Source organism: Amycolatopsis lurida (assembly GCF_900105055.1).
Classification (GTDB): domain Bacteria; phylum Actinomycetota; class Actinomycetes; order Mycobacteriales; family Pseudonocardiaceae; genus Amycolatopsis; species Amycolatopsis lurida.
On sequence record NZ_FNTA01000003.1, the window covers coordinates 498608 to 518800 of the forward strand.

At 68.5% G+C, this 20193-nt stretch carries 22 protein-coding genes; 14 read left to right on the top strand and 8 right to left on the bottom strand.

Annotation, left to right across the window (positions count from 1 at the left end):
* Positions 1-113: 113 nt before the first annotated feature.
* Positions 114-1904, bottom strand: a complete 1791-nt coding sequence (locus tag BLW75_RS04645; RefSeq protein WP_241783315.1) for a hypothetical protein — start codon at positions 1902-1904, stop codon at positions 114-116.
* A gap of 111 nt (positions 1905-2015) precedes the next feature.
* On the opposite strand from BLW75_RS04645, the gene BLW75_RS04650 reads away from it, so the two are divergent.
* The 3 genes from BLW75_RS04650 to BLW75_RS42710 are packed head-to-tail and all read left to right on the top strand — an operon-like array spanning position 2016 to position 3729.
* Positions 2016-2366, top strand: coding sequence for a cupredoxin domain-containing protein (locus tag BLW75_RS04650; protein WP_034306733.1), 351 nt, complete (start codon positions 2016-2018; stop codon positions 2364-2366).
* Positions 2363-3586 (top strand): hypothetical protein, encoded by a 1224-nt coding sequence (locus BLW75_RS04655; RefSeq protein ID WP_034306730.1) that lies wholly within the window; start codon positions 2363-2365, stop codon positions 3584-3586. Before BLW75_RS04650 ends, BLW75_RS04655 begins: the two co-directional genes overlap by 4 nt.
* Positions 3583-3729, top strand: a complete 147-nt coding sequence (locus BLW75_RS42710; RefSeq protein WP_167373469.1) for a hypothetical protein — start codon at positions 3583-3585, stop codon at positions 3727-3729. The genes BLW75_RS04655 and BLW75_RS42710 overlap by 4 nt, the downstream gene beginning before the upstream one ends.
* On the opposite strand, the gene BLW75_RS43135 is transcribed toward BLW75_RS42710, so the two are convergent.
* Positions 3730-4179, bottom strand: coding sequence for a hypothetical protein (locus BLW75_RS43135; RefSeq protein WP_241783313.1), 450 nt, complete (start codon positions 4177-4179; stop codon positions 3730-3732).
* On the bottom strand, positions 4169-4735 hold the full coding sequence (locus tag BLW75_RS04665; RefSeq protein WP_034306728.1) for a TetR/AcrR family transcriptional regulator: 567 nt from the start codon (positions 4733-4735) through the stop codon (positions 4169-4171). The genes BLW75_RS43135 and BLW75_RS04665 overlap by 11 nt, the downstream gene beginning before the upstream one ends.
* A 93-nt stretch (positions 4736-4828) precedes the next feature.
* On the opposite strand from BLW75_RS04665, the gene BLW75_RS04670 reads away from it, so the two are divergent.
* Entirely contained in the window at positions 4829-5113 is a 285-nt protein-coding gene (locus BLW75_RS04670) for an antibiotic biosynthesis monooxygenase (RefSeq protein ID WP_034306725.1), read from the top strand.
* Positions 5110-5688, top strand: coding sequence for a DUF2867 domain-containing protein (locus BLW75_RS04675; RefSeq protein ID WP_034306722.1), 579 nt, complete (start codon positions 5110-5112; stop codon positions 5686-5688). Before BLW75_RS04670 ends, BLW75_RS04675 begins: the two co-directional genes overlap by 4 nt.
* A gap of 46 nt (positions 5689-5734) precedes the next feature.
* Here the strand turns inward: BLW75_RS04675 and BLW75_RS04680 are convergent, their stop codons facing one another.
* Positions 5735-6181: a winged helix-turn-helix transcriptional regulator gene (locus BLW75_RS04680; protein ID WP_034306720.1), complete on the bottom strand. Its 447-nt coding sequence runs from the start codon at positions 6179-6181 to the stop codon at positions 5735-5737.
* A gap of 89 nt (positions 6182-6270) precedes the next feature.
* Between BLW75_RS04680 and BLW75_RS04685 the strand changes: the two genes are divergently transcribed.
* The 4 genes from BLW75_RS04685 to sigJ are packed head-to-tail and all read left to right on the top strand — an operon-like array spanning position 6271 to position 10278.
* On the top strand, positions 6271-7452 hold the full coding sequence (locus BLW75_RS04685; protein WP_034306900.1) for a thiolase family protein: 1182 nt from the start codon (positions 6271-6273) through the stop codon (positions 7450-7452).
* Positions 7449-8528, top strand: coding sequence for a (4Fe-4S)-binding protein (locus BLW75_RS04690; protein WP_034306718.1), 1080 nt, complete (start codon positions 7449-7451; stop codon positions 8526-8528). Before BLW75_RS04685 ends, BLW75_RS04690 begins: the two co-directional genes overlap by 4 nt.
* A gap of 30 nt (positions 8529-8558) precedes the next feature.
* Entirely contained in the window at positions 8559-9371 is an 813-nt protein-coding gene (locus BLW75_RS04695) for a tyrosine-protein phosphatase (protein WP_034306716.1), read from the top strand.
* Positions 9372-9390: 19 nt separating this feature from the next.
* Complete coding sequence (gene sigJ, locus BLW75_RS04700; protein ID WP_034306898.1) at positions 9391-10278, top strand: RNA polymerase sigma factor SigJ; 888 nt, start codon at positions 9391-9393, stop codon at positions 10276-10278.
* Positions 10279-10350: 72 nt separating this feature from the next.
* Here the strand turns inward: sigJ and BLW75_RS04705 are convergent, their stop codons facing one another.
* Positions 10351-11430 (bottom strand): glycoside hydrolase family 5 protein, encoded by a 1080-nt coding sequence (locus BLW75_RS04705; RefSeq protein WP_034306714.1) that lies wholly within the window; start codon positions 11428-11430, stop codon positions 10351-10353.
* Between the two features lie 177 nt (positions 11431-11607).
* Between BLW75_RS04705 and BLW75_RS04710 the strand changes: the two genes are divergently transcribed.
* Positions 11608-12360, top strand: coding sequence for a PIG-L deacetylase family protein (locus tag BLW75_RS04710; RefSeq protein ID WP_034306712.1), 753 nt, complete (start codon positions 11608-11610; stop codon positions 12358-12360).
* Here the strand turns inward: BLW75_RS04710 and BLW75_RS04715 are convergent.
* Complete coding sequence (locus tag BLW75_RS04715) at positions 12349-12891, bottom strand: CGNR zinc finger domain-containing protein (protein WP_241783311.1); 543 nt, start codon at positions 12889-12891, stop codon at positions 12349-12351. The two genes, BLW75_RS04710 and BLW75_RS04715, sit on opposite strands and share 12 nt — an antisense overlap.
* Positions 12892-13082: 191 nt before the next feature.
* The gene (locus BLW75_RS04720; protein ID WP_034306707.1) at positions 13083-13928 is read right to left on the bottom strand and encodes an LLM class flavin-dependent oxidoreductase; all 846 of its coding nucleotides are present in this window, start codon (positions 13926-13928) and stop codon (positions 13083-13085) included.
* A 181-nt stretch (positions 13929-14109) separates the two neighbouring features.
* Here BLW75_RS04720 and BLW75_RS04725 point away from each other — a divergent pair, with 181 nt between their 5' ends.
* Positions 14110-15375 carry a glycoside hydrolase family 1 protein gene (locus BLW75_RS04725; RefSeq protein WP_091596882.1) on the top strand — a complete coding sequence of 422 codons (1266 nt, stop codon included), beginning with the start codon at positions 14110-14112 and terminating at the stop codon, positions 15373-15375.
* On the opposite strand, the gene abc-f is transcribed toward BLW75_RS04725, so the two are convergent.
* Positions 15359-16981, bottom strand: coding sequence for a ribosomal protection-like ABC-F family protein (gene abc-f, locus BLW75_RS04730; protein ID WP_034306704.1), 1623 nt, complete (start codon positions 16979-16981; stop codon positions 15359-15361). The genes BLW75_RS04725 and abc-f overlap by 17 nt on opposite strands.
* Before the next feature lie 274 nt (positions 16982-17255).
* On the opposite strand from abc-f, the gene BLW75_RS04735 reads away from it, so the two are divergent.
* Genes BLW75_RS04735 through BLW75_RS04745 form a run of 3 tightly spaced genes read left to right on the top strand, consistent with a single transcriptional unit; the run spans position 17256 to position 20124 of the window.
* Positions 17256-17864 carry an Rv1733c family protein gene (locus BLW75_RS04735; RefSeq protein ID WP_034306702.1) on the top strand — a complete coding sequence of 203 codons (609 nt, stop codon included), beginning with the start codon at positions 17256-17258 and terminating at the stop codon, positions 17862-17864.
* A gap of 42 nt (positions 17865-17906) precedes the next feature.
* The gene (locus BLW75_RS04740; RefSeq protein ID WP_034306700.1) at positions 17907-18734 is read left to right on the top strand and encodes a M55 family metallopeptidase; all 828 of its coding nucleotides are present in this window, start codon (positions 17907-17909) and stop codon (positions 18732-18734) included.
* Positions 18727-20124: a M20/M25/M40 family metallo-hydrolase gene (locus tag BLW75_RS04745; protein ID WP_241783309.1), complete on the top strand. Its 1398-nt coding sequence runs from the start codon at positions 18727-18729 to the stop codon at positions 20122-20124. The genes BLW75_RS04740 and BLW75_RS04745 overlap by 8 nt, the downstream gene beginning before the upstream one ends.
* Positions 20125-20193: the final 69 nt, after the last annotated feature.

Sequence of the window (20193 nt, forward strand, 5' to 3'; positions counted from 1 at the left end):
GTGTCCTGGGTATTCAAGGGAAGCGGGCTTGCAAAAGCCTTGCGCGCGATGATGCCCAATCGATACGTGCGACGAAGTGAGAGCAAAGCGTTTCGTCCTCTGAATGCGAGGCGTCAGCCGACCGAGACCTCACGCCGGCGCGCGGTGGCCGCGGCCGCGTAGAGCCAGGCGAACAATGCCCACATACCGGCGAAGATGAGCCCGACGGTCACGTAAGCGATCGTCCACAGCACGGCGGGCGTGTCCGACTTCCGTTCGCGTTGCAGGAACTCGATCTCCGACATGAACGGGCGGGTGCCGGACGTCGCGTCGATCGACGGCGCGTTCGCGGCCGGGTCGGCGGGGGCGTAGATCGGGGCGAGCCCCATCACCCGGTTCGGGACGTGCACGCGGATCCCGGTCTTCCACTGGCCGAACACCGGCAACGGCTGGACGGTGCGGTACACCCCATCGCCGATCTTCTCCAGCGGCGCGGTGAAGAAGTCGCCGCCCTGCCACGCGAAACCGTTGAGCCACACAGCGTCGTCGGCCAGGTCCGGCCGCGAGATCGTCACGGTCGCGTCGACCCAGCGGGGCGTGCCGCCGCCGTGCGGATTCGAGATCGGCAGCCCGGTCGCGGACTCGGTCAGCCGGATGTCGGCGGTGAACCCCGGTTCCGGATCCTGCGGAACGGCGACCGCCGACATCAAGGCGACCGCGCCCAGCGCGCCGACGAGCCCGACCGCGTGACGAGGCCCCGCTGCGGGCACCCGCGTCGCCGTCTCCTCCACTCGCTGGTACTGCCAGACACCGATGAACGCACCCGCCAGCGCCGCGCCGGTCCCGAACAGGACGAACAGCGGCAAATGAGCGGCAGGCCAGGGGTTCGGCATCAGCCATTGCGTGAACGCCGCCTCGGCGAGCATTCCGGCCGTTCCCACGAGCAGACCGGCGACAGCGGCGAACGCGTAACCCTGCCGGTTGCGCATCGCGAGGGCGACGACCTCGATGATCAGCGCTTCGGCAACGTATGGCAGCAGCGAGGCCACGTGCAGGTCGGCGAACAGCGGGATGACGGCGAACGAAGCGCGGGAGGCGAGGAAGACCGCGAGCACGATCAGCGCGCCGCCCGGCCCCCAGGACAGCCGCCCGTAGGTCAGCGTCCAAGCGCCGATCAGACCGACGAGCACGACCTGCGACAGCATCGGGAACTGCGGGACGCCGAGGTCGAACTCCATCAGGAACGCCGAAGCACCCATCATCCAGGCACCGGCGAGCACCGGGCCGAGCAGACGCACGACCGGCCCGGTCGCGCCGACCTGCCGGGCCTCGCCGAGCAGCAGTTGCAGTCCCAGCACGACACAGACGCCGCCGCCGATCATCAGGACGTGCGTCGGTCCCCATTCGGTGACGTCCTGGCCGAACAGGCGGTGCCACACGTCGTCGAGCGGGAACCCGGCGATGCCGACCAGGCCGGTCGCCATCATCTGGATGGATCCCATCGGCGCCCGCCAGTGCGGGCCGATCTTGAACGTGCGCTTGGGCAGATCCTTCGTCGCGAGGGTCGCGCTGAGCACGCCGCTGGCGAAGATGCCCATCAGTCCGAAGTAGATCGGGTAGTGCGACGGGTTCGCGAGCGGCCCTTCGTCGCGGCCGAGCTCCATGTGGATCGGCACGTCCCAGTAGACACCGATCAGCGCCGACATCCCGGAGAGGAAGGCGACGAACATCGGCAGCGCCGCCCAACGCGGCAGACCGCTGAATCCACCCATCCAGTCGGCGACCCGGCCGAATACCGTCCGCTTCCCCGCGCGCTCGCGGAGCACGAAAAGGGCCAACGGCAGGAAGACCGCGGTGAACATCAGGCCCGCGATGAAGATCTGCCCGATTTGCGCGCCGCCGGCAGGCGGGCTCTCCTGAGCCATGAACACCGTTCTCGCCTTCCTGCTAACCTAAGTAACTGTTACCTTGGGGTAACACGATAGGCGCAAGGTCCCGGCCGGGCAAGCCGGGGCGTACGACTTGGAGGCACCTCGATGCGGAGGATCGGCGCGATCACCGTGGCCGCACTGCTGGCCGTGACCGGCTGTTCGGCCGGTTCCGAGCAGGCGCCGGGCACCGGCATCCGGACCGTCAAGTTCTCGATCACCGAGGGCAAGCGCACGGCGGGACCCGAGGAGGTCGCGGTACGCACCGGCGAGAACGTCGCGCTCGAAGTCACTTCGGACCAGCCGGACGAACTGCACGTCCACGGCTACGACAAGGCCGCCCAGCTGTCACCCGGCGTCCCGGGGACGGTCGCCTTCACCGCGAACATCGACGGGATCTTCGAGGTGGAACTGCACAAGAGCGGCGCGGCGGTGACCAAGCTCCGGGTGAGCGGATGATCCTGGCGCACGGTCTCGGCGGCCGGTCCGATCTGCCGGTCCCGCTGTGGCTCGCGCTCTACGCGGGAGCGGCGGCCGTCGTGGTCTCCTTCTTCGCGCTCACCGTGCTCTGGAAGGAGCCGAAACTCCGCGGCGCCGACGCCGGCCGCCCCCTCCCCCTCGTCCTGCAACGGTTCGTCGACGGCCGGTTTTCGCGAATCGCGGGGCGCGTGCTCGGCGTGATTCTGTTCGCGGGTTTTCTCGCCATGGCGTGGGCGGGTCCGGACAACTCGGCCGGCAACCCGGCACCGGCATGGTTCTACGTCTGGTTCTGGGTCGGCCTGGTCCCGCTCTCACTCCTGTTCGGCCCGGTCTGGCGGCGACTGAATCCACTGAGGACGATCGCGGCACTGATCCCTGCCCGGCGACGCGAACTCCCGGGTCGGCTGGGGTACCTGCCCGCGATCGTCGGTCTCCTGGCATTTCTTTGGCTGGAACTTGTGTTCCCGCATTCGGACTCACCGCGAGCAATCGCCTTTTTCGCCGCCGTATATGCCGTTATACACATCGCTCTGGGTGGGGTTTACGGTCCGCGGTGGTTCGACCACGGTGACGCCTTCGAGGTCTATGCGCGCCTGATCGCGGCCCTCTCCCCTTTCGGTAGGCGGGCAGATGGGCGCCTGGTGATCCGGAACCCGCTGGACGGCCTGCTCACCATCTCCCCCGCGCCGTGGCTGACCGCGCTGGTGCTGGTGGTTCTCGGCTCGACGGCGTTCGACGGCCTCACCCGGCTTCCGTTCTGGACGTCGCTGGAGGCCGGTGTCCTCGGCGGCACCGCCGGGCTCGCGGCCTGTATCGCGCTCACCTACGGCGCCTATGCGGGCGCCATCAGCCTGACCAGGCCGTATCTGCGCCGCGGGTTCGATCCCTATCCGGCGTTCGCGCCGTCGTTGATCCCGATCATGGTCGGCTACACGGTCGCGCATTACTTCTCGTTCGCCGTGTTCTCCGGTCAGCAGGGGTTCGGCCGCGCGATCGACTACACGGTCGTCTCGGCAGGCGTGATCGCGCTGGTGCAGATCGCCGGGATCGTCGCCGGGCATGTGCTGGCCGTAACCTCGGCGCATGATCGTTCCGTCGGCGTGCTGCGCGCGAACTACGTCAAGGTGGGCCAGTACCCCATGCTGGCGCTGATGATCGGCTACACCGCGCTCGGGATCGCGCTGGTCTCCGGCTCATGACCATCGCGGCGCGGGTGGTGATGATGCACCAGGGCGGCTGGGACGAGATCCTCATCTTCGTCGGCCCCGTGGTGATCATCGGGCTGCTCGTCTACGTCGCGCGCAAGCAGGTCCCGACGACACCCGAGGAAGAGGACGAGTAGTCATTCGAGCGGGACGTAGTCGCCACCGGCCTTCGCCGCCGCGAGATCAGGGCATGTGGACGCGCCACATATGAAGCGGCCCCGCACGACGCGGACATAGGAACCGTCCAAGGGGAAGACGAGCACGAACTTCGCTCCGTCGTTGCCGCGCAGGACGGCTCCCTTCCTCAGGGTGTCGAGGAATTCGATGATGTCGCTTTCGATCTCCTCCGCGAACTCGCGCTGCTTTTCCTGCGACAGGTCGTACAGATCGGTGTCGATGTCGTAGGTGGCGCGTTTGCCGGTCACGGGGTCGACCGCTTCGAAGGCGAGCCCGAGCCATCGTCGCGGCTCGACGTCCACGACGGCCTGCCAGATCGATCCGTCGAGCTGCCACCTGAATTCCGCGACCTTCACCGCCTGAAGCTCGCGCAGGAAGGCCAGGAGCCGGTGACCCGCTTCAGCTCGCATGACCGGGCCTGCCGCCGAGGAGCAGTGCCCCGGCCAGTTCGGTGACCTCTTCCCGAGTACGGCCGCCGTGATCTGCGGCCATGAAGTGCTTGCCGATCAGGAGCGAGAACGCGAGCAGGCAGCGGGCTTCGACCTCGTCCTCGTCGGCGAAGATCTCGCGCATGAGGGAACGCAGGTAGTCCATTCGCTGGTTGTCGACCCGCCGGAGCCGTTCGGCCACCACCGCGTCGCGCCGGGCCCAATCCCGGATGGCGAGGTCGATCGGCAGGAGACGATCACCGGCGAGCAGACCCGCGCGGCGGATCTTCGCCCTGGCGTCACCGCCTTCACTCTCGACGCTCTCGAAGAGGAGGTCCGTGCTCATCCGCTCCCAGGTGGCGAGCATTTCCTCCAGCAGGGCGCCCCGATCGGCGAAATGACCGTAGAACCCGCCTTTGGTGACACCCAAGGCTTTCGCGAGTGCCTCGACGCGCACGGCGTCGGGACCTCCGGCGGCGAGGGCATGCAACCCCGCGTCGATCCAGGCGCTCGGCGGGGTCCGGGTTTCGGCGGCCATGGGATCACCGTATCTCCCGTCACTCCGCCACCACGAGGACGATATATACGCTACCGTATAGATGGCGGAAGTTCACTGGGAGGAACAACGACGATGACTGTCGGATTCGTGGCCACGCATTACCCGCACCCCGATCATCACGACGACTTCGTGTCGCGCGTCCGGCGAGTCGCCGACGTCTTGCGCTCCACTCCGGGCTGCCTCGCCGCCGAATGCTGGATCACCGCCGCGAGCGACGCCGTGGTGTCGATCGTGCGCTGGGAATCCGAGGCGGCACAGGCGGCATCGATGCAGGCCCTGGGATCGGCGGACGTGGACGTCGCCTTCGACGACCGTGAAGTCCGTCCGCGCGAGATCGTCCAGCTGGTGTCGGCATGAAACTCGCGAGCACGGCCCACACCGTCCACACGTGGCGGATCCACGAAATCGCCGGGGACTTCGACCTCGAAGACGTCTGGGCACTCGATACACCCGGCGGGCCGGACGATTTCGGCAAGCTGGTCAAGCAGTTCTCGTCGGGGAATTTCCCGGATGGGGCGCCGCTCCCCGTTCGGGCACTGTGGGCGTTGCGCTGGAAGCTCGGCGGCCTCCTCGGGCTGGACGAACGGGATTCCGGCCTCGACACCAGGGTGGGCTCGCTCCGCGGCAGGCTGCCGGAAGACCTCCGCGACACACCCATCGGCCCGGATGAGGACTGGCTGCCGTTCACCCCGCTGTACCGGCTCGACGACGAATTCGCCGCCGAAATGGCGAACCGGACCATGCACGGCGTCCTGCACATCGCCTGGGTCGAGGACGGGCAGGGCGGGTATCGCGGTCAGATGGCGGTGCTGGTCAAACCCAACGGGATGTTCGGCCGGGTGTACATGACCTTCATCAAGCCGTTCCGGTACCTGATCGTCTATCCGGCGCTCATGCGGATGATCGCGCGGGAATGGGCGGCACGCTCCTGAAACCGACCTCGTGAGTGGTAAGGACGGCTAGAACCGTCTTTACCACTCACGAGGAACGGGTGCGCCGGCTGCTCCGCACCAGCGTCATGTCCTTTTCCCGCACCGGTTCGCGGCAGTGCGCGCAGACGGTCTCCGGCGCGAGGACCTCGCCGCACGAATGCCGCCACACCGTCGGCGGCGGGCCCTCCGTGACATACGCGTCGCCCCAGGCCATGAGGTTCAAAAGCACATGGTTGAGCGCGTGCCCGGCCTCGGTGAGCACGTACTCGTAGCGCGGCGGATGCTCCTCGTAGAGCCGTTTTTCGAGGATTCCCGTCTCGACGAGTTTCCGCAGCCGCGCGGTCAGGATGTCCCGGCTCGCCCCCGTGTTGCGGACGATCTGATCGAACCGCCGCGCACCGAAGAACACTTCGCGCAGCGCGAGCAGGCTCCAGCGCTCCCCGATCACCTCCATCGCGTTGGCGATCGAGCAATCCCTCGGTCCTTCGGTCATGCGACCAGCGTAAACCCAGTGAGTCTTGATTTCCAACCCACTCGATGTCAGAGTGAGTTGGAAATACCAACTCACCAGTGGAGGCAACCGTGCACGACGCGGTCATCGTCGACGCCGTCCGTACCCCGATCGGCAAGGGCAAACCCGGTGGTGCCCTGCACGGGGTCCATCCGGTCCAGTTGCTCGCCCATACGCTGCAAGCCCTCGTCCAACGCAACGGCCTCGATCCGGAGCTGATCGACGACGTCATCGGCGGCGCGGTCGACCAGGTCGGCGAACAGGCCCAGAACGTCACGCGGTGGGCGGCCCTCGCGGCCGGGCTGCCGGAAACCGTGCCCGCGACCACCGTCGACAGGCAGTGCGGAAGCAGTCAGCAGGCCGTGCACTTCGCCGCGCAAGGCGTGATGGCCGGGGCGTACGACGTCGTCATCGCCTGCGGCGTCGAGTCCATGAGCCGCGTCCCGATGTGGTCGAACGTGCTGCCGGGCACCGATCCGCTCGGCCCCGGCGTCGCCGCCCGCTACCCGGAAGGCCTGGTGCCCCAAGGGATCAGTGCCGAACTCATCGCCGCGAAATGGTCGCTCAGCCGCCACGCGATGGACGAGTTCGCGATGTCCTCGCACCGGAAGGCGGCACGGGCGCACGAACTCGGCCGGTTCGCGAGCCAGATCGTGCCGATCGAGACATCGTCGGGCCAGGTGTCGACCGACGAGTCCGTCCGGCCGGGGACCGATCTCGAAACGCTCGCCAAGCTGCGCCCGGCCTTCCAGGATTCCGCTGTCGCCGCGCGATTCCCGCAGATCGACTGGTCGGTGACCGCGGGCAACAGCAGCCCGATCAACGACGGCGCGTCCGCCCTGCTCATCACTTCCAGCGAAACCGCCGCCCGGCTGGGCCTCCGCCCGCGCGCCCGTCTGCACAGTTTCGCCGTCACCGGATCCGACCCGCTGCTCATGCTCACCGGCGTCATCCCGGCGACGGAGAAGGTGCTGCGGCGCGCGGGTCTGCGCCTGGCGGACATCGACCTCTTCGAGATCAACGAGGCGTTCGCCAGTGTCGTACTGGCATGGCAGCAGGAAACCGGGGCCGACCCGGCCAAGGTCAACGTCCACGGCGGCGCGATCGCGCTGGGCCATCCGCTCGGCGCGAGCGGGACGCGCCTGATGGGCACGCTGGTCAACGCGCTGCACCATCACGGCGCCCGCTATGGCCTGCAGGCGATGTGCGAAGGCGGCGGCCAGGCCAACGCGACCATCTTGGAGGCGTTGTGACCGGCAGGCTTCCCAAGAAGCTCGCGGACCATCCGTCGGTACGGGCGGTGCTCGCCGAACCGCGCGACAAGCCGTCCCCGGTGATCGACGCCGCCTGGCTCAAGGAGATCTGCCTCGCCGCCGGCGCCGACGACGCGGCCGCCGTCTCGCTCGACCATCCCGATCTGGCGGGCGAACGCGAGCACGTCGAGCGCGCCCTTCCCGGTACCAAGACCCTCGTCTCGCTGGTGGTGCGGATGAACCGTGACGACGTCCGCTCCCCCGCCCGCAGCGTCGCCAACCAGGAGTTCCACCGCACCGGCGAGATCATCAACGAGGCCGGGCACACGATCGTCCGGACGCTGCAGGACGCCGGATACCGCGCGATCAACCCGTCCGCGACGTTCCCGATGGAGATGGAGCACTATCCCGGCCGGATCTGGGTCGTCGCGCACAAGACGGTCGCCGTCGCGGCCGGTCTCGGCGCCATGGGACTGCATCGCAACGTCATCCACCCGAAGTTCGGCAACTTCGTGCTCCTCGCGACGTTGCTCGTCGACGCCGAGGTGTCCGCCTACGGCGAAGCCCTCGACTACAACCCTTGCCTGGAGTGCAAGCTGTGCGTCGCCGCCTGTCCGATCGGGGCGATCTCGAAGACCGGCGAATTCGACTTCCTCGCCTGTTCGACGCACAACTACCGCGAGTTCATGAGCGGTTTCACCGACTGGGCCCAGACCGTGGCCGACAGCGAGGACGCCGCCGACTTCCGGTCCAGGGTGACCGACTCGGAGAACGTGTCGATGTGGCAGAGCCTCGCGTTCAAGCCGAACTACAAGGCCGCGTACTGCATGGCGGTCTGCCCGGCGGGCGAAGACGTGCTCGGCCCGTACCTCGAAGACCGTCGTGGCTTCCTTGGAACCATCGTGAAACCGCTGCAGGACAAGGTGGAGACACTGTACGTGCGTGAAGGATCGGCGGCGAAGGCCTACGCCGAACGCCGTTTTCCCCACAAACCGGTGAAGGAGGTCGACGGCGGCTACTCGCGAATGAACCAACCCGCGCGTCGCGCGTCGATACACGCAGACCCGGCTGACTGACGATGTCATCGAGGACAGGGGACCCGGACGATGAACACGAGCAGAGCAGTGTCCTGGGAAGGTTTCTTCAATACCAGAGACCTCGGCGGACTGCCGACCAGGTCCGGCGCCACGACCGGCTATGGAGCCTTCTTCAGGGCAGCGGACCTTCGTTTCGTCACCGAAGCGGGTTGGGCACAAGCGCGTGAGTCCGGCGTCCGCACGGTTGTCGACCTCCGTAACGCGGACGAGATCCGGCCTGCCGAAACTCCGTTCACGGCACAGGCGGGCTCGGCACAATTCGCCGCCGCCCCGGAAGGTGCCACCACACCGACCGGCGTCAACCGGCTCGAAGTCCCGCTCGACGACATCGAGGACATCGAGTTCTGGCAGCACGTCAATCGCGAGGGACTCAACGGCACCCCGCTCTACTATCCCGTCTTCCTCCAGCGGAAGGCCCGGCGTTGCGCCGCCGTCATCAAGGCGATCGCCCACACCGATCCCGGCGGAGTCCTGTTCCACTGTGGCGGCGGCCGGGACCGAACCGGGCTGATCGCGCTTCTGCTGCTCGCGCTGGCCGACGTCGAACCCCGGGCGATCGCCGCGGACTACGCCATGTCCGCCGAAGCCCTCAAGGCTCTGTACGCCGCAATGGGAACCGCCGACCAACAACCGTTCATCCAGGCCGCTCTCGCCGATCGCGGCACCACGACCGAAAAAGCCGTCATCGCGACCCTCAACGGCTTCGATGTCGAACAACACTTGCTCGACGCCGGTGTCACCGGCAGCGAACTCCACAGCGTTCGCGGCAGGCTCCTGGGCCTGTCACATCTTCGATCCCCCACGCGTCAGGGTTACGACTGATCGATGAAGGATGGGGACCGTGGACGAACACGACTGGCTGGCGCGGCGTTTCGAAGGGCACCGGACGCATCTGCGGGCGGTGGCGTACCGGATGCTCGGTTCGCTGAGCGAAGCGGACGACGCCGTGCAGGAGGCCTGGCTGCGGCTGAGCCGGTCGGACTCCGGCGTCGTGGACAACCTCGGTGGCTGGCTGACCACCGTCGTCGGCCGGATCTGTCTCGACATGCTGCGCTCACGCAAGTCTCGCCCCGAAGAGCCGGTCGGCGCGCAGCTCCCCGACCCGATCATCGGCCGCGAGGGCGGGATCGACCCGGAACACCAAGCTCTGCTGGCGGATTCGGTCGGGCTGGCGCTCCTGGTCGTGCTCGACACCCTGGACCCCGCCGAGCGGCTGGCGTTCGTCCTGCACGACATGTTCGCCTTGCCGTTCGACGAGATCGCCCCGATCGTGGGCCGGTCTTCCGCGGCGACCCGGCAGCTGGCCAGCCGCGCGCGCCGCCGTCTGCAGGGGTCGCCGACGGTCCCCGACGCGGATCTGAGCCGTCAGCGGGCAGTCGTCGACGCGTTCTTCGCCGCCGCCCGGGGCGGCGACTTCGACGCGCTGGTTTCGGTGCTCGACCCCGACGTCATCCTGCGTGCCGAGGGTGGCGCGGCTCCGGCGGGGACGTCGCGGTTCGTGCGCGGGGCGGCCACGATCGCGAGCCAGGCGCTCATGTTCCGGTCGGCGGGCGAGGGCGGGGAGCTGCGGCCCGCACTGGTCAACGGCGCGGCCGGGATGGTGGTCACCAAGGACAGCGTGCCGACGACGGTCTTCGCGTTCACCGTCGTGGGCGGGAAGATCGCGGCGATCGACATCCTCGCCGATCCGGACCGGCTCGCCGCACTGGACTTCGAACCCCTCGGCTGAAATGCCAGGAAGGGGTCGTTCAGGACGAAAGACGTCCTGAACGACCCCTTCCCGCCATGCGCGCTGCCGGGATCAGGAGGTCGGGAAGTTGTCCGCGGTGCGGATGCGGTCCCGGATCCAGACACCGGCGGGCTTCAGCGGAGCCGTGCCGGTGAACGAGCTGCCCGAGCAGGTGCCCGGCTTGAACACCGCGCCCGAACGGCTGTCGTCGGAGAAGTTCCAGTTGGTCCAGCTGATCTTCTTCGACGCGAGGAAGTCGAGGTACTTCTGCGAGTTGGTGAAGTCGTTCCCGCCGTCACCGCTGGCGGTCTGGGTGCCGAACTCGGTCACGAACAGGGGGATCTTGCTCGCGGCCCGGGTCAGCGCGTTGAAGTACTCGGTTTTGTGCGACGCCGCGTAGAAGTGGAACGTGTACATGAAGTTGCTGGCGCGCACCGGGTTGTTGATGATGTCGGTCTCGTTGCGGCCGTCGGAGATGCCGAGCGAGCCCCAGCCGTGCGTGCCCACCAGCACGACACCGTCGGAGTCCTGAGCGCGGATGACCGGGATCATCTGTTCCGCGTAGCTGCGCACCCGGTCCCAGCTGACGTTGTTGGGCTCGTTGGCGATGTCATAGATGATGTTGGTCTTGTCCTTGTGCCGCTGGGCGATCTCGGTGAAGAACGTCTTGGCGCGGCTGAGGTTCGCGTTCGGGTCGCCGGGGGTGAGCTGGTGCCAGTCGACCAGGGCGTACATCCCGCGTTTGGTGGCCTCTTCGATGTACCCGTGCACCATGTCGGTGAACTTGCGCGGGTCGGTCTCGTAGCCGCCTTCCTGGATGTACATCGAGATCCGGAGGACATCGGCCTTCCAGTCGTTGGCCAGCGCGTCGAGCGAAGCGGTCTTCACGCACTGGCTGTACCACTGGATCCCGTGGGTGCTCATGCCCCGGAGCTGGATCGGCTTGCCGGCGGAGTTGCAGAGCTGGAGGCCGCAGACCTTCAGCTGTCCGTTGACCGCCGCCGGACTCCCCGGCGGCAGCGCGGCGGCTGCCTGCGTTGCGGGCTCTGTCGCGGTCTCGGTCGCCATCGACGTGCTCGCGGCCGCGACCGGGGCCAGCAGTCCGGCGGCCAGTGCGGCCGTCACCCGGAGACGGATCTTGTCCCAACGCATTCGGCTTCTCCTCTCGCGTCGACGGCACCGACGTTGGCGCGCCGACGGTCAGGGCGGCGGAGTTAAATAGGAAACTTTCCTTACTATTGGAAAGTAAAGGGAAGATTACCCACAGGATCGACGGACGGTCAAGAGTCGACCACCGACCGTTCCGAGGATCTCGGGCATGCTCGGAGCGTGACGACCATCGTGGCCTTCCACGCCCATCCGGACGACGAAGCCCTGCTGACCGGCGGCACCCTCGCCCGCGCCGCCGCGAACGGCCACCGTGTCGTCCTCGTCGTCGCCACCATCGGCATGCGGGGCACGGACGCGCCGCGCCAGGCCGAACTCGAGGCGAGCGCGAAGGTGCTCGGCGTCGCGCGCGTCGTCCATCTCGGCTACGCAGGCAGCGGTCACGGCGCGATGCTCTATCCGGACCCGCCGGGCTGGGTCCGTTTCGTCCGCGCGGGCACCGACGAAGCGGCGGCCCGGCTCGTGGCGATCCTGCGCGAAGAGGGTGCTTCGGTTCTGCTGAGCTACGACCGCAACGGCGGTTACGGTCACCGCGACCACGTCAAGGTGCACGAGGTCGGCAAGCGGGCGGCGGAACTCGCCGGCGACGTCCGGCTGCTGGAGGCCACGATCCCCCGCGACGTCGTCGCGCGCCTGGTGAGATTGGTGCGCCTGGCACGGATCCCGTTCCGCTATGACGTCGACGTGCTTCTCCGCGCCTACAGCGCCAAGTCCGAGATCACGCACACCTTCGACATCCGGCGCTTCGCACGCCAGAAGCAGGCAGCGATCGCCGCCCATTCCTCGCAGGTGAAGGGGAACGGCAGGCTCGCGCCACTGATGCGCGTCGTGACCCGGCTTCCGGCGCCGCTCTTCGGCCTCGCGTTCGGCCGTGAGTGGTACGTCGACGCGACACCGCCGGGCTCACGCTCCTGACCGGCGGGCGCGGTACGCGGCGGCCTTCACCCGGTTCTGGCAGGCCAGCCCGCAGAACCGCTTGATCTGCGCCTGGCTCGCGTCGATGTACACCTGATCGCATCGCGGCGCCGCGCACAACCCGACGCGATGCGGGATGTCGTCGCCGAGCGCCGCGGCCACGGACACCGCGAGGCCCGCCGCCCACTGCTGGACGAGGTCGGCCTCAGGACCATGGAACCGCAGATGCCACGACTGTTCACCGTGGCGATGCAGGGACGGCCGGGCCTTGCTGTCGACGAGCATCCGGTTGAGCAGCCCCGCCGCCCGGTCCGGTTCCCGCCGCGACAGCGACTCGATGATTTCCCGCAGGCGCGAGGCCAGATTCCGCAGCCGCTCCGCGGTCAGGAGATCGACCTGGCTGTTCCCGGTTCCGAGCGCTTCAGTGGCGGCTCGGATCAGATCTTGGCCTCGGAGCGCGGGTTTCGGCCTGCCTTGGACATGCTCCCCGGTCAACGCGTTGACCAGCGTGACCCCGGTTTCCAGTCGCATCGCATGGCGCTCCTCAGCCATCCCGCCCCTCCCCCGAGCGTCACTGGTTCGCAGGACGCCCGCGGTGACGTTATCAAAGGCGAGCGGCGCCGCAAGGACGGTGAAGGCTTTTGGAGCAACGGTATTCGGCGAACGGCGCAGCCGGAGTCCACTATGGACAGAGAGCTGCGGCCGGCACCTTCACGGACGCGTCACCACCGAGGCGGACCCGCGTCCACGATCTTCTGCGAAAGCTCCAGCGGGTCGAGATGCATCAGGGACTCCATCCACCACGTCATCCCGGCCTGCCCCAGCGCGGGTAGGTCGACCTTGATCGGCTCCTCCCACGCCGGGCTCGCGTTCCCGGCGACCGCCACGTCGAAGGGACGGCCCGGCTCCAGCCCGGCGAGACCGAGCGCCCGGTGGGTCTCGGCGATCTCCTCGGCTGTCGGCGTGTGGTCCTCCGGATTCGGGAAGATCCCGTCGCACAACGCCGCCCGCCGGACGACGCGCGGATTGTCGGTGGAACTCGCCACCCAGATCGGGATCGGGAACGGCTCGGGCGGGGCCTCGGCGAGCGCGACCTGATAGTGCGCGCCGTCGTGGTCGAAACGCCTGCCGGACCAGATCGCGCGGATGACGTCGAGACCCTCGTCGAACATCGCCGAGCGGGTCAGCAGGTCGGTCTGCTCACCGAACCGGCTGAAGTCACCGGATTCGTCGGAACCGAGCCCGGTGCCGAGGATCAGCCGCCCGCCGGAAAGCCTGCTGACCGTCGACGCGTGCCGGGCGACCACCCACGGGCGGCGCCGGGCGGGCGGTGTGATCATCGGGCCGAACAGCAGCCGGTCGGTGGCGTGCGCGATGGCGCCGAGCGTCGTCCACGGATCCGCGATGGGCATGGTGTCCGCGACCACGTGGTCCCACAGGAAGAACCCGTCCCAGCCCGCCGCCTCGGCGCGCACGGCGAGGTCGACGAGCACCCCCGGCTCACCGAACGGGCCGAAAGGCGGCAGATAGACGGCATGGCGGACCGTGCTGCCGGTCAAGTCGATCATCTCCCCAACGTCATCGTCGAAGTCCCCGGACGGCCGCTTGTTTACGCCGTTCACCCACGTTAGCGTCCCGTGGATGGCGGACGCTGGTGAACGATCGACGAAGTGGCCGGAGCATCGGGGAAGGTTACGCCGGGTGCTGTCCTCGGTGGTCGCCGTCTCACTATGCGCGACACTTTCCGCGGTGGACGTGTCCGCATCGCAGGACGACGGCTGGTCGCGGGACTTCTACTGGGGCGTCGCGTCGTCGGGCTATCAGTCCGAGGGCAGCGCTCCGGACAGCAACTGGAAGCGATTCGTGGATCGTTCGGCCGGCAGGGACGGCGTCGACGAATACCGCGAATCCGTGGACTTCCGGCACCGCTACGCCGACGACATCCGCCTCGCGGCCGGGCTCGGCGTCAACACCTACCGGTTCGGCATCGAGTGGGCTCGCGTCGAACCCTCACCCGGACGGTGGGACGAAACCGAGCTGGCCTTCTACGACGACGTGTTTCGGCAGGTCCGGGCCGCGGGCATGACCCCGATGATCACGCTCAACCATTGGGTCTACCCGGGCTGGGCGCTCGATCAGGGCGGCTGGGCGGAGACGCGGACGGCCGACGCGTGGCTGGAGTTCAGCCGGAAGATCGTCCGGCGCTATGCCGGACAAGACGCCCTCTGGGTGACGTTCAACGAGCCGCTCATCTTCCTCAAGAACGAACAGAAGGTCGGCGCGCTGAACGCGACGCGGTACTTCGCGGCGCAGTCCAACATCGTCCAGGCGCACCGGCGGGCCTACGACCTGATCCACGAACTCGACCCGACCTCGAAGGTCACGAGCAACCAGGCCTACATCACCGGCGTCAACGGGATGGCCGACTGGTTCTTCCTCGACCAGGTCAAGGACAAGCTCGACTTCATCGGGATCGACTACTACTACGGCCTGAGCATCGACAACTGGACGGTGTTCGCCGCGGCGACCGACAAGTTCTGGGACGTGAAGCTCCAGCCCGAAGGCATCTACTACGCGCTGCGCGGCTACCACGACCGGTTCCCGCGCCTGCCGCTCTACATCGTCGAAAACGGCATGGCGACCGACAACGGGAAACTCCGCGACGCGGACTACACCCGCGGCGATCACGTCCGCGACACCGTGTACTGGCTCCAGCGAGCCAAGGCCGACGGGATGAACCTCATCGGCTACAACTACTGGAGCCTCACCGACAACTACGAATGGGGCAGCTATCGCGCCCGGTTCGGACTGTACACAGTGGACGCTCTCACCGATCCCGCGCTGACCCGGCGCCCCACGGACGCCGTTCCCGCGTACCAGGCTCTGGTGGCGGCGGGTGGCGTGCCGCAGGGCTTCCGGCTCAAGCGCGGTCCGGGGACCTGTTCCCTCGTGGACGGGCTGAACAGTTGCCTCAACCCGGCCAAAGTGGACGGACCGCTCAGGCCACTGAAGTGACGAGTTCCAGTCGCCTGCCCTCGAACGTCCGCCGCATCCGCCGGTCGTGGGTGACGACCACGAGCGCACCGGAGTACTCCGCGAGCGCCTGCTCCATCTCCTCCACCAGATCCGGGGCGAGATGGTTGGTCGGCTCGTCGAGCAGCAGCAGATCGGTCTTGGCCGTCACGAGCCTGGCCAGTTCGAGCCTGCGGCGCTGCCCGATGGACAGGTCCCGGACCGGCTTGCGCAGATCCGGCGCGCGGAACAGGCCCAGCGACAGCAATCTCTCAGCCGCCTCGTCCTCGTCGCCGTCCCCGGCGAAGACCGCCAGAACGGTTCGGGAATCGGCGGTGAGTCCGCCGTTCTGGTGCAGGAACCCGATCCGGCCCGTCCGCTCCGCCGACCCCGTCGACGGCGTCAGCTCGCCGGCGAGCACCCGCATCAGCGTCGTCTTGCCCGCCCCGTTGGGCCCGGTCACGAGAACACGTTCGCCGGGCAGCACGCTGAGCGACGTCCGCGGCAGACGACCATCGACCGACACGTCGTCCACCTTCACCACGTACTGATCGGCCTCGATCTCTCCCGTGGCGATCCGTGCGGTGAACCGGAGCGGCTCGGGCGGCGGCGGAACGCGGTCCGCCTCGAGCCGTTGGATCCGCTCGCGGGCCGACCGGATCCGGCTCATCGCCCCGTGCGCCCGGGATCGGGCCCGGAACGCGCCGGCCCCGCTGAAGGCTGCCGGAGCCTTGCGCGGTATCGCGGAGAACCGGTCGATGTTGACGTCCGCCATCCGTTCGTAGCGGGCCTTCTCCAACCTCCACTCCTCATACTCGCGGACCCATCGGGCCCGCGCGGCCTCCTTCGCCGCGAGGTAGCCCGCGTAGCCGTTGCCGTGCCGCTGAACGGTCCGGCGATCGGCGTCGACCTCGAGGATCGTGCCGGTGACCCGGTTGAGGAACAGCCGGTCGTGGGTGATCGCGACGATCCTGCCGCGGTGCCCGCGAAGGTGGTTCTCCAGCCAGGTGACGGCTTCGTCGTCGAGATCGTTGGTCGGCTCGTCCAGCAACAGCAGTTCGGGTGACGCTGCCAGGGTGGCCGCGAGCGCCAGCCGCGACCGCTGGCCGCCGGACAGGCTGCCCAGCGCGCGGCCGCGATCGAGGCCCGGCTGCCCGAGCCCGTGCAGGGCGACCTCCACCCTGGCGTCGGCCTCGTAACCGCCACGGGCTTCGTAAGCGGTCATGAGGTCGCCGTACGCGGCCAGGTCTTCGGCGGTCTCGAGCGACGTCTCGGCCGCCCGCATCCGGGATTCCAGTTCCCTGATGTCGGCCAGCGCGAGGTCGATCGCGTCGCCGACCGTGGCGGTGCCGGGCAGTTCCAACGTCTGCGGGAGATAGCCGACGCCGCCGGGCGCGGTGACGGTCACCGTGCCGTTGTCCGCCCGGTCCCGGCCGGCGATCAGCCTCAGCAACGTGGACTTGCCAGAGCCGTTGTCTCCGATGACGCCCGCCTTCTCCCCCGGTTTGACGGTGAAGGAGACCTGGTCCAGTACGACGTGGTCGTCGAAACGCTTGGTGACACCGGAGAGCACGAGTTGTGTTCCGGGATTTCGATGCGGGGTACGCACAGGGGCGTCCTCCTGATTCTCGCAAGGGGGAAGAAGAGACCATGCGGAAGGACGCGGCCCGGCGGAGCGAAGGCTCTACGCCAGGGCCGCGTCGAAGGCGAGAATCACAGAGTGAAGAAAATCCCCATGCCGAAGACGGTAGCGGGGGAACGCGGACGGGTAAAACGAATTAAAGGTTGTGTACGGGTTCACAGAGTGGTCTGTGTCCCCATACCGCGACAGCGGCGCCCCGGTGACCGAGAATCGAAGCCGGAGGTTTTCGCGGTCTGAGGGAATGGGGTTCCTCGTGCACGGGTCCAGCGGTCCGATCGCCCGGTTCGCGCGGCGGCTCTTTCCTGGTCGCAATTCGCTGGCCCGCGGCTCCGACCGGTTCGAAGCCCTGGTACTCAAGCTCGTCATCTTCGCGGCGGTGCTCGCCATCCCGGTCGCGGCCGCCGCCGGCTCGGCCAACCACGGCAGGCAGGTCGCCGCGGCCGCCGCCGACGCGACCGGACGCACACCCGCCACCGCGTATCTGCTGACGGCCGCGCCCGTCCGCATCGTCGACAGCGAGAGCGTCGGGACCGACAACTCCACCACTCAGGCGACCTGGACCGACTCGCGCGGGGCGCGGCACACCGGTGGTGTCCTCGCGACGCCGGGCAGCCCAGCCGGATCGGCCGTGCCGATCTGGATCGACGCCCGCGGCGAGCTCACCGCGGCCCCGAGGAACGCGTCGACGGCGGTGTTCGATTCCGTACTCGTCGGCCTCTGGCTCTGGTTCGCCGTGGTCGCCGCGCTCGTCCTGGTCCACCGGGTCGTCCGGCTGGTGCTCGACCGGCAGCGTGCCGCGGCCTGGGAGCGCGCCTGGGCGGTGTATCCGCGTTCCGGTTCCTGGCCCTGATCCCGGCGGCGAGGGCAAAGAGCCTCGGCTAGGGTGCCCCGCATGCGCATCATGATCTCGGCGGACATGGAGGGCGCCACCGGCGTCACCTGGACCGAGGACGTCATCCCCGGTACCGAGCAGTGGCAACGATTCCGCCGCCTGTTCACCGGTGACGTCAACGCCACCATCGCGGGTCTGTTCGACTCCGGCGCCACCGACGTGCTGGTCAACGAGGCGCATTCGTCCCAGCGGAACCTCCTGCTCGAAGACCTCGACGGCCGGGCGCGCATGCTCACCGGCAGGCACAAGCCGCTCTCGATGATGCAGGGGATCGACACCGGCGTGGACGGCGTCGTCTTCCTCGGCTACCACGCCGGCGCGGGATTCGACGGCGTCCTGTCCCACACGTACCTGGAGAACCAGATCACCGGCGTGTGGCTCGACGACGTCCCCGCCAGCGAAGGCAGGCTGAACGCCGCGATGGCCGCCGAATACGGCGTCCCGGTGCTCGTCGTCTCCGGTGACGACAAGGCCTGCGACGACGCCCAGGACTACGCGCCGGAAGCCGAACTGGTCACGGTGAAGGAATGCGTCAGCCGCTACGCCGCGATCTGCCTGCCGCCCGCGAGGACCGCCGAACTGCTGAGCTCGGCCGCGGCGGACTCGATGAACCGGGCGGGCCGGGTCGAGCGGTTCACCACGCCGCACCGGATCGAGGTCGAGTTCGACGCGAGCCACCTCGCGCAGGCCGCGGCGGTGATCCCGACGGTGGAACAGATCGGCGTGCGGCGGGTCGGCTTCGACGCGCCGGACATGACCGAAGCGATGAAGGCGTTCAAGATCGTCACGGCGATCGCGGCCGGGGCGGTGCAGGGTATCTATGGCTGAGCTCGAAACGCGGGGCGAACTTCCCGACCGTAACGTGCCGAGCAGTGAAAAGGTGCGCCCTGGCGACGCGATCGCGGACGCGGGTTCCCGAATCGACGCTGAGCTCGATGTCGTCGAAGTCTGTTCGCGGCTGATCCGGTTCGACACCACGAACCGCGGCGACGGGGACGCCGAGGGCGAGCGTGAGGCGGCCGAGTACGTCGCGTCGCTGCTTTCGGGACTCGGGATCGGCTCGAAGATCATCGAGTCCGCGCCCCGCCGCGCCAACGTGATCGCCCGCGTGCCCGGCACCGACCCGAGCTTGCCCGCGCTACTCGTACAGGGACACCTCGACGTCGTCCCGGCCGACGCCGCCGACTGGTCGGTGGATCCGTTCTCGGGCGAGATCCGCGACGGTTTCCTCTGGGGCCGCGGCGCGGTCGACATGAAGGACTTCTGCGCGATGGTGCTCGCCGCCCTCGCCACGGGTGTCCGGCCACGTCGGGACATCGTCCTGGCGTTCGTGGCCGACGAGGAGGACAAGGGCGAGTACGGGGCGCACTGGCTCGCCGCGACGCACCGGGACCTGTTCGACGGCTGCGCGGCCGCGATCAGCGAGTCGGGCGCGTACACCTACCACGTCCCCGCCGCCGACGGCCGGACCGTGCGGCTCTACCCGGTCGCGACGGCCGAACGCGGAACGGCCCATCTGCGCCTGACCGCCAAGGGCCGCGCGGGCCACGGATCACGCCCCAACGACGAGAACGCGGTCACCCGGCTGGTCACCGCGCTCGGCAAGATCGCCGCGCACCGCTGGCCGGTCCAGCTGACTCCGACGGTGCAAGCGTTCCTGGAACGCACCGGGGAAGCGCTCGGCGTCCCGATCGATCTGTCCGATGTGGACGGAACGATCGCGCGGCTCGGGCCCGCCGGGGCGCTGGTGGTGCCGACCGTCCGCAACAGCACGACGCCGACCATGCTCGACGCCGGCTACAAGGTGAACGTCATCCCGACCTCGGCCGAGGCCCAGGTCGACGTCCGCGTCCTCCCCGGCACCGAACCGGACCTGTTCGCCGAGCTCGACGCGATGCTCGGCGAGGGCGTCACCCGCGAGTTCGTCGCGCACCAGCCGCCGGTCCAGGCTCCGGTGGATTCGCCGTGGTTCGACGCGATGGCGGACGCGCTGCGCTCGCAAGACCCCGAAGCCGTCGTCGTTCCCTACTGCATGGGCGGCGGTACGGACGCGAAGGCGTTCAGCCCGCTGGGGATCGACTGCTACGGCTTCGCGCCGTTGTGGCTGCCGGAAGGCTTCCCGTACCGCGCGATGGCGCACGGTGTGGACGAGCGCGTCCCGGTCGAGGGCCTGCGATTCGGCACGCGAGTGCTGCGGCACTTCCTGGAGAACTGCTGAGGAACCCGCCGAGCCGCGTGTCGTCCATCCAGTCACGCGTGTCGTCCATCCAGTCACACCAAACCGGCC

Bases quoted from the DNA above. Each gene is read 5' to 3' on its own strand.
- BLW75_RS04705 (WP_034306714.1), bottom strand. From the start codon at position 11,430: ATGCGTTGGGACAAGATCCGTCTCCGGGTGACGGCCGCACTGGCCGCC.
- BLW75_RS04670 (WP_034306725.1), top strand. From the start codon at position 4,829: ATGACTGTCGGATTCGTGGCCACGCATTACCCGCACCCCGATCATCAC.
- BLW75_RS04745 (WP_241783309.1), top strand. From the start codon at position 18,727: ATGGCTGAGCTCGAAACGCGGGGCGAACTTCCCGACCGTAACGTGCCG.
- BLW75_RS04665 (WP_034306728.1), bottom strand. From the start codon at position 4,735: ATGGCCGCCGAAACCCGGACCCCGCCGAGCGCCTGGATCGACGCGGGG.
- BLW75_RS04675 (WP_034306722.1), top strand. From the start codon at position 5,110: ATGAAACTCGCGAGCACGGCCCACACCGTCCACACGTGGCGGATCCAC.
- BLW75_RS42710 (WP_167373469.1), top strand. From the start codon at position 3,583: ATGACCATCGCGGCGCGGGTGGTGATGATGCACCAGGGCGGCTGGGAC.
- BLW75_RS04650 (WP_034306733.1), top strand. From the start codon at position 2,016: ATGCGGAGGATCGGCGCGATCACCGTGGCCGCACTGCTGGCCGTGACC.
- BLW75_RS04735 (WP_034306702.1), top strand. From the start codon at position 17,256: ATGGGGTTCCTCGTGCACGGGTCCAGCGGTCCGATCGCCCGGTTCGCG.
- BLW75_RS43135 (WP_241783313.1), bottom strand. From the start codon at position 4,179: ATGCGAGCTGAAGCGGGTCACCGGCTCCTGGCCTTCCTGCGCGAGCTT.
- BLW75_RS04720 (WP_034306707.1), bottom strand. From the start codon at position 13,928: ATGATCGACTTGACCGGCAGCACGGTCCGCCATGCCGTCTATCTGCCG.
- BLW75_RS04740 (WP_034306700.1), top strand. From the start codon at position 17,907: ATGCGCATCATGATCTCGGCGGACATGGAGGGCGCCACCGGCGTCACC.
- BLW75_RS04695 (WP_034306716.1), top strand. From the start codon at position 8,559: ATGAACACGAGCAGAGCAGTGTCCTGGGAAGGTTTCTTCAATACCAGA.
- BLW75_RS04680 (WP_034306720.1), bottom strand. From the start codon at position 6,181: ATGACCGAAGGACCGAGGGATTGCTCGATCGCCAACGCGATGGAGGTG.
- BLW75_RS04645 (WP_241783315.1), bottom strand. From the start codon at position 1,904: ATGGCTCAGGAGAGCCCGCCTGCCGGCGGCGCGCAAATCGGGCAGATC.
- BLW75_RS04655 (WP_034306730.1), top strand. From the start codon at position 2,363: ATGATCCTGGCGCACGGTCTCGGCGGCCGGTCCGATCTGCCGGTCCCG.
- BLW75_RS04715 (WP_241783311.1), bottom strand. From the start codon at position 12,891: ATGCGACTGGAAACCGGGGTCACGCTGGTCAACGCGTTGACCGGGGAG.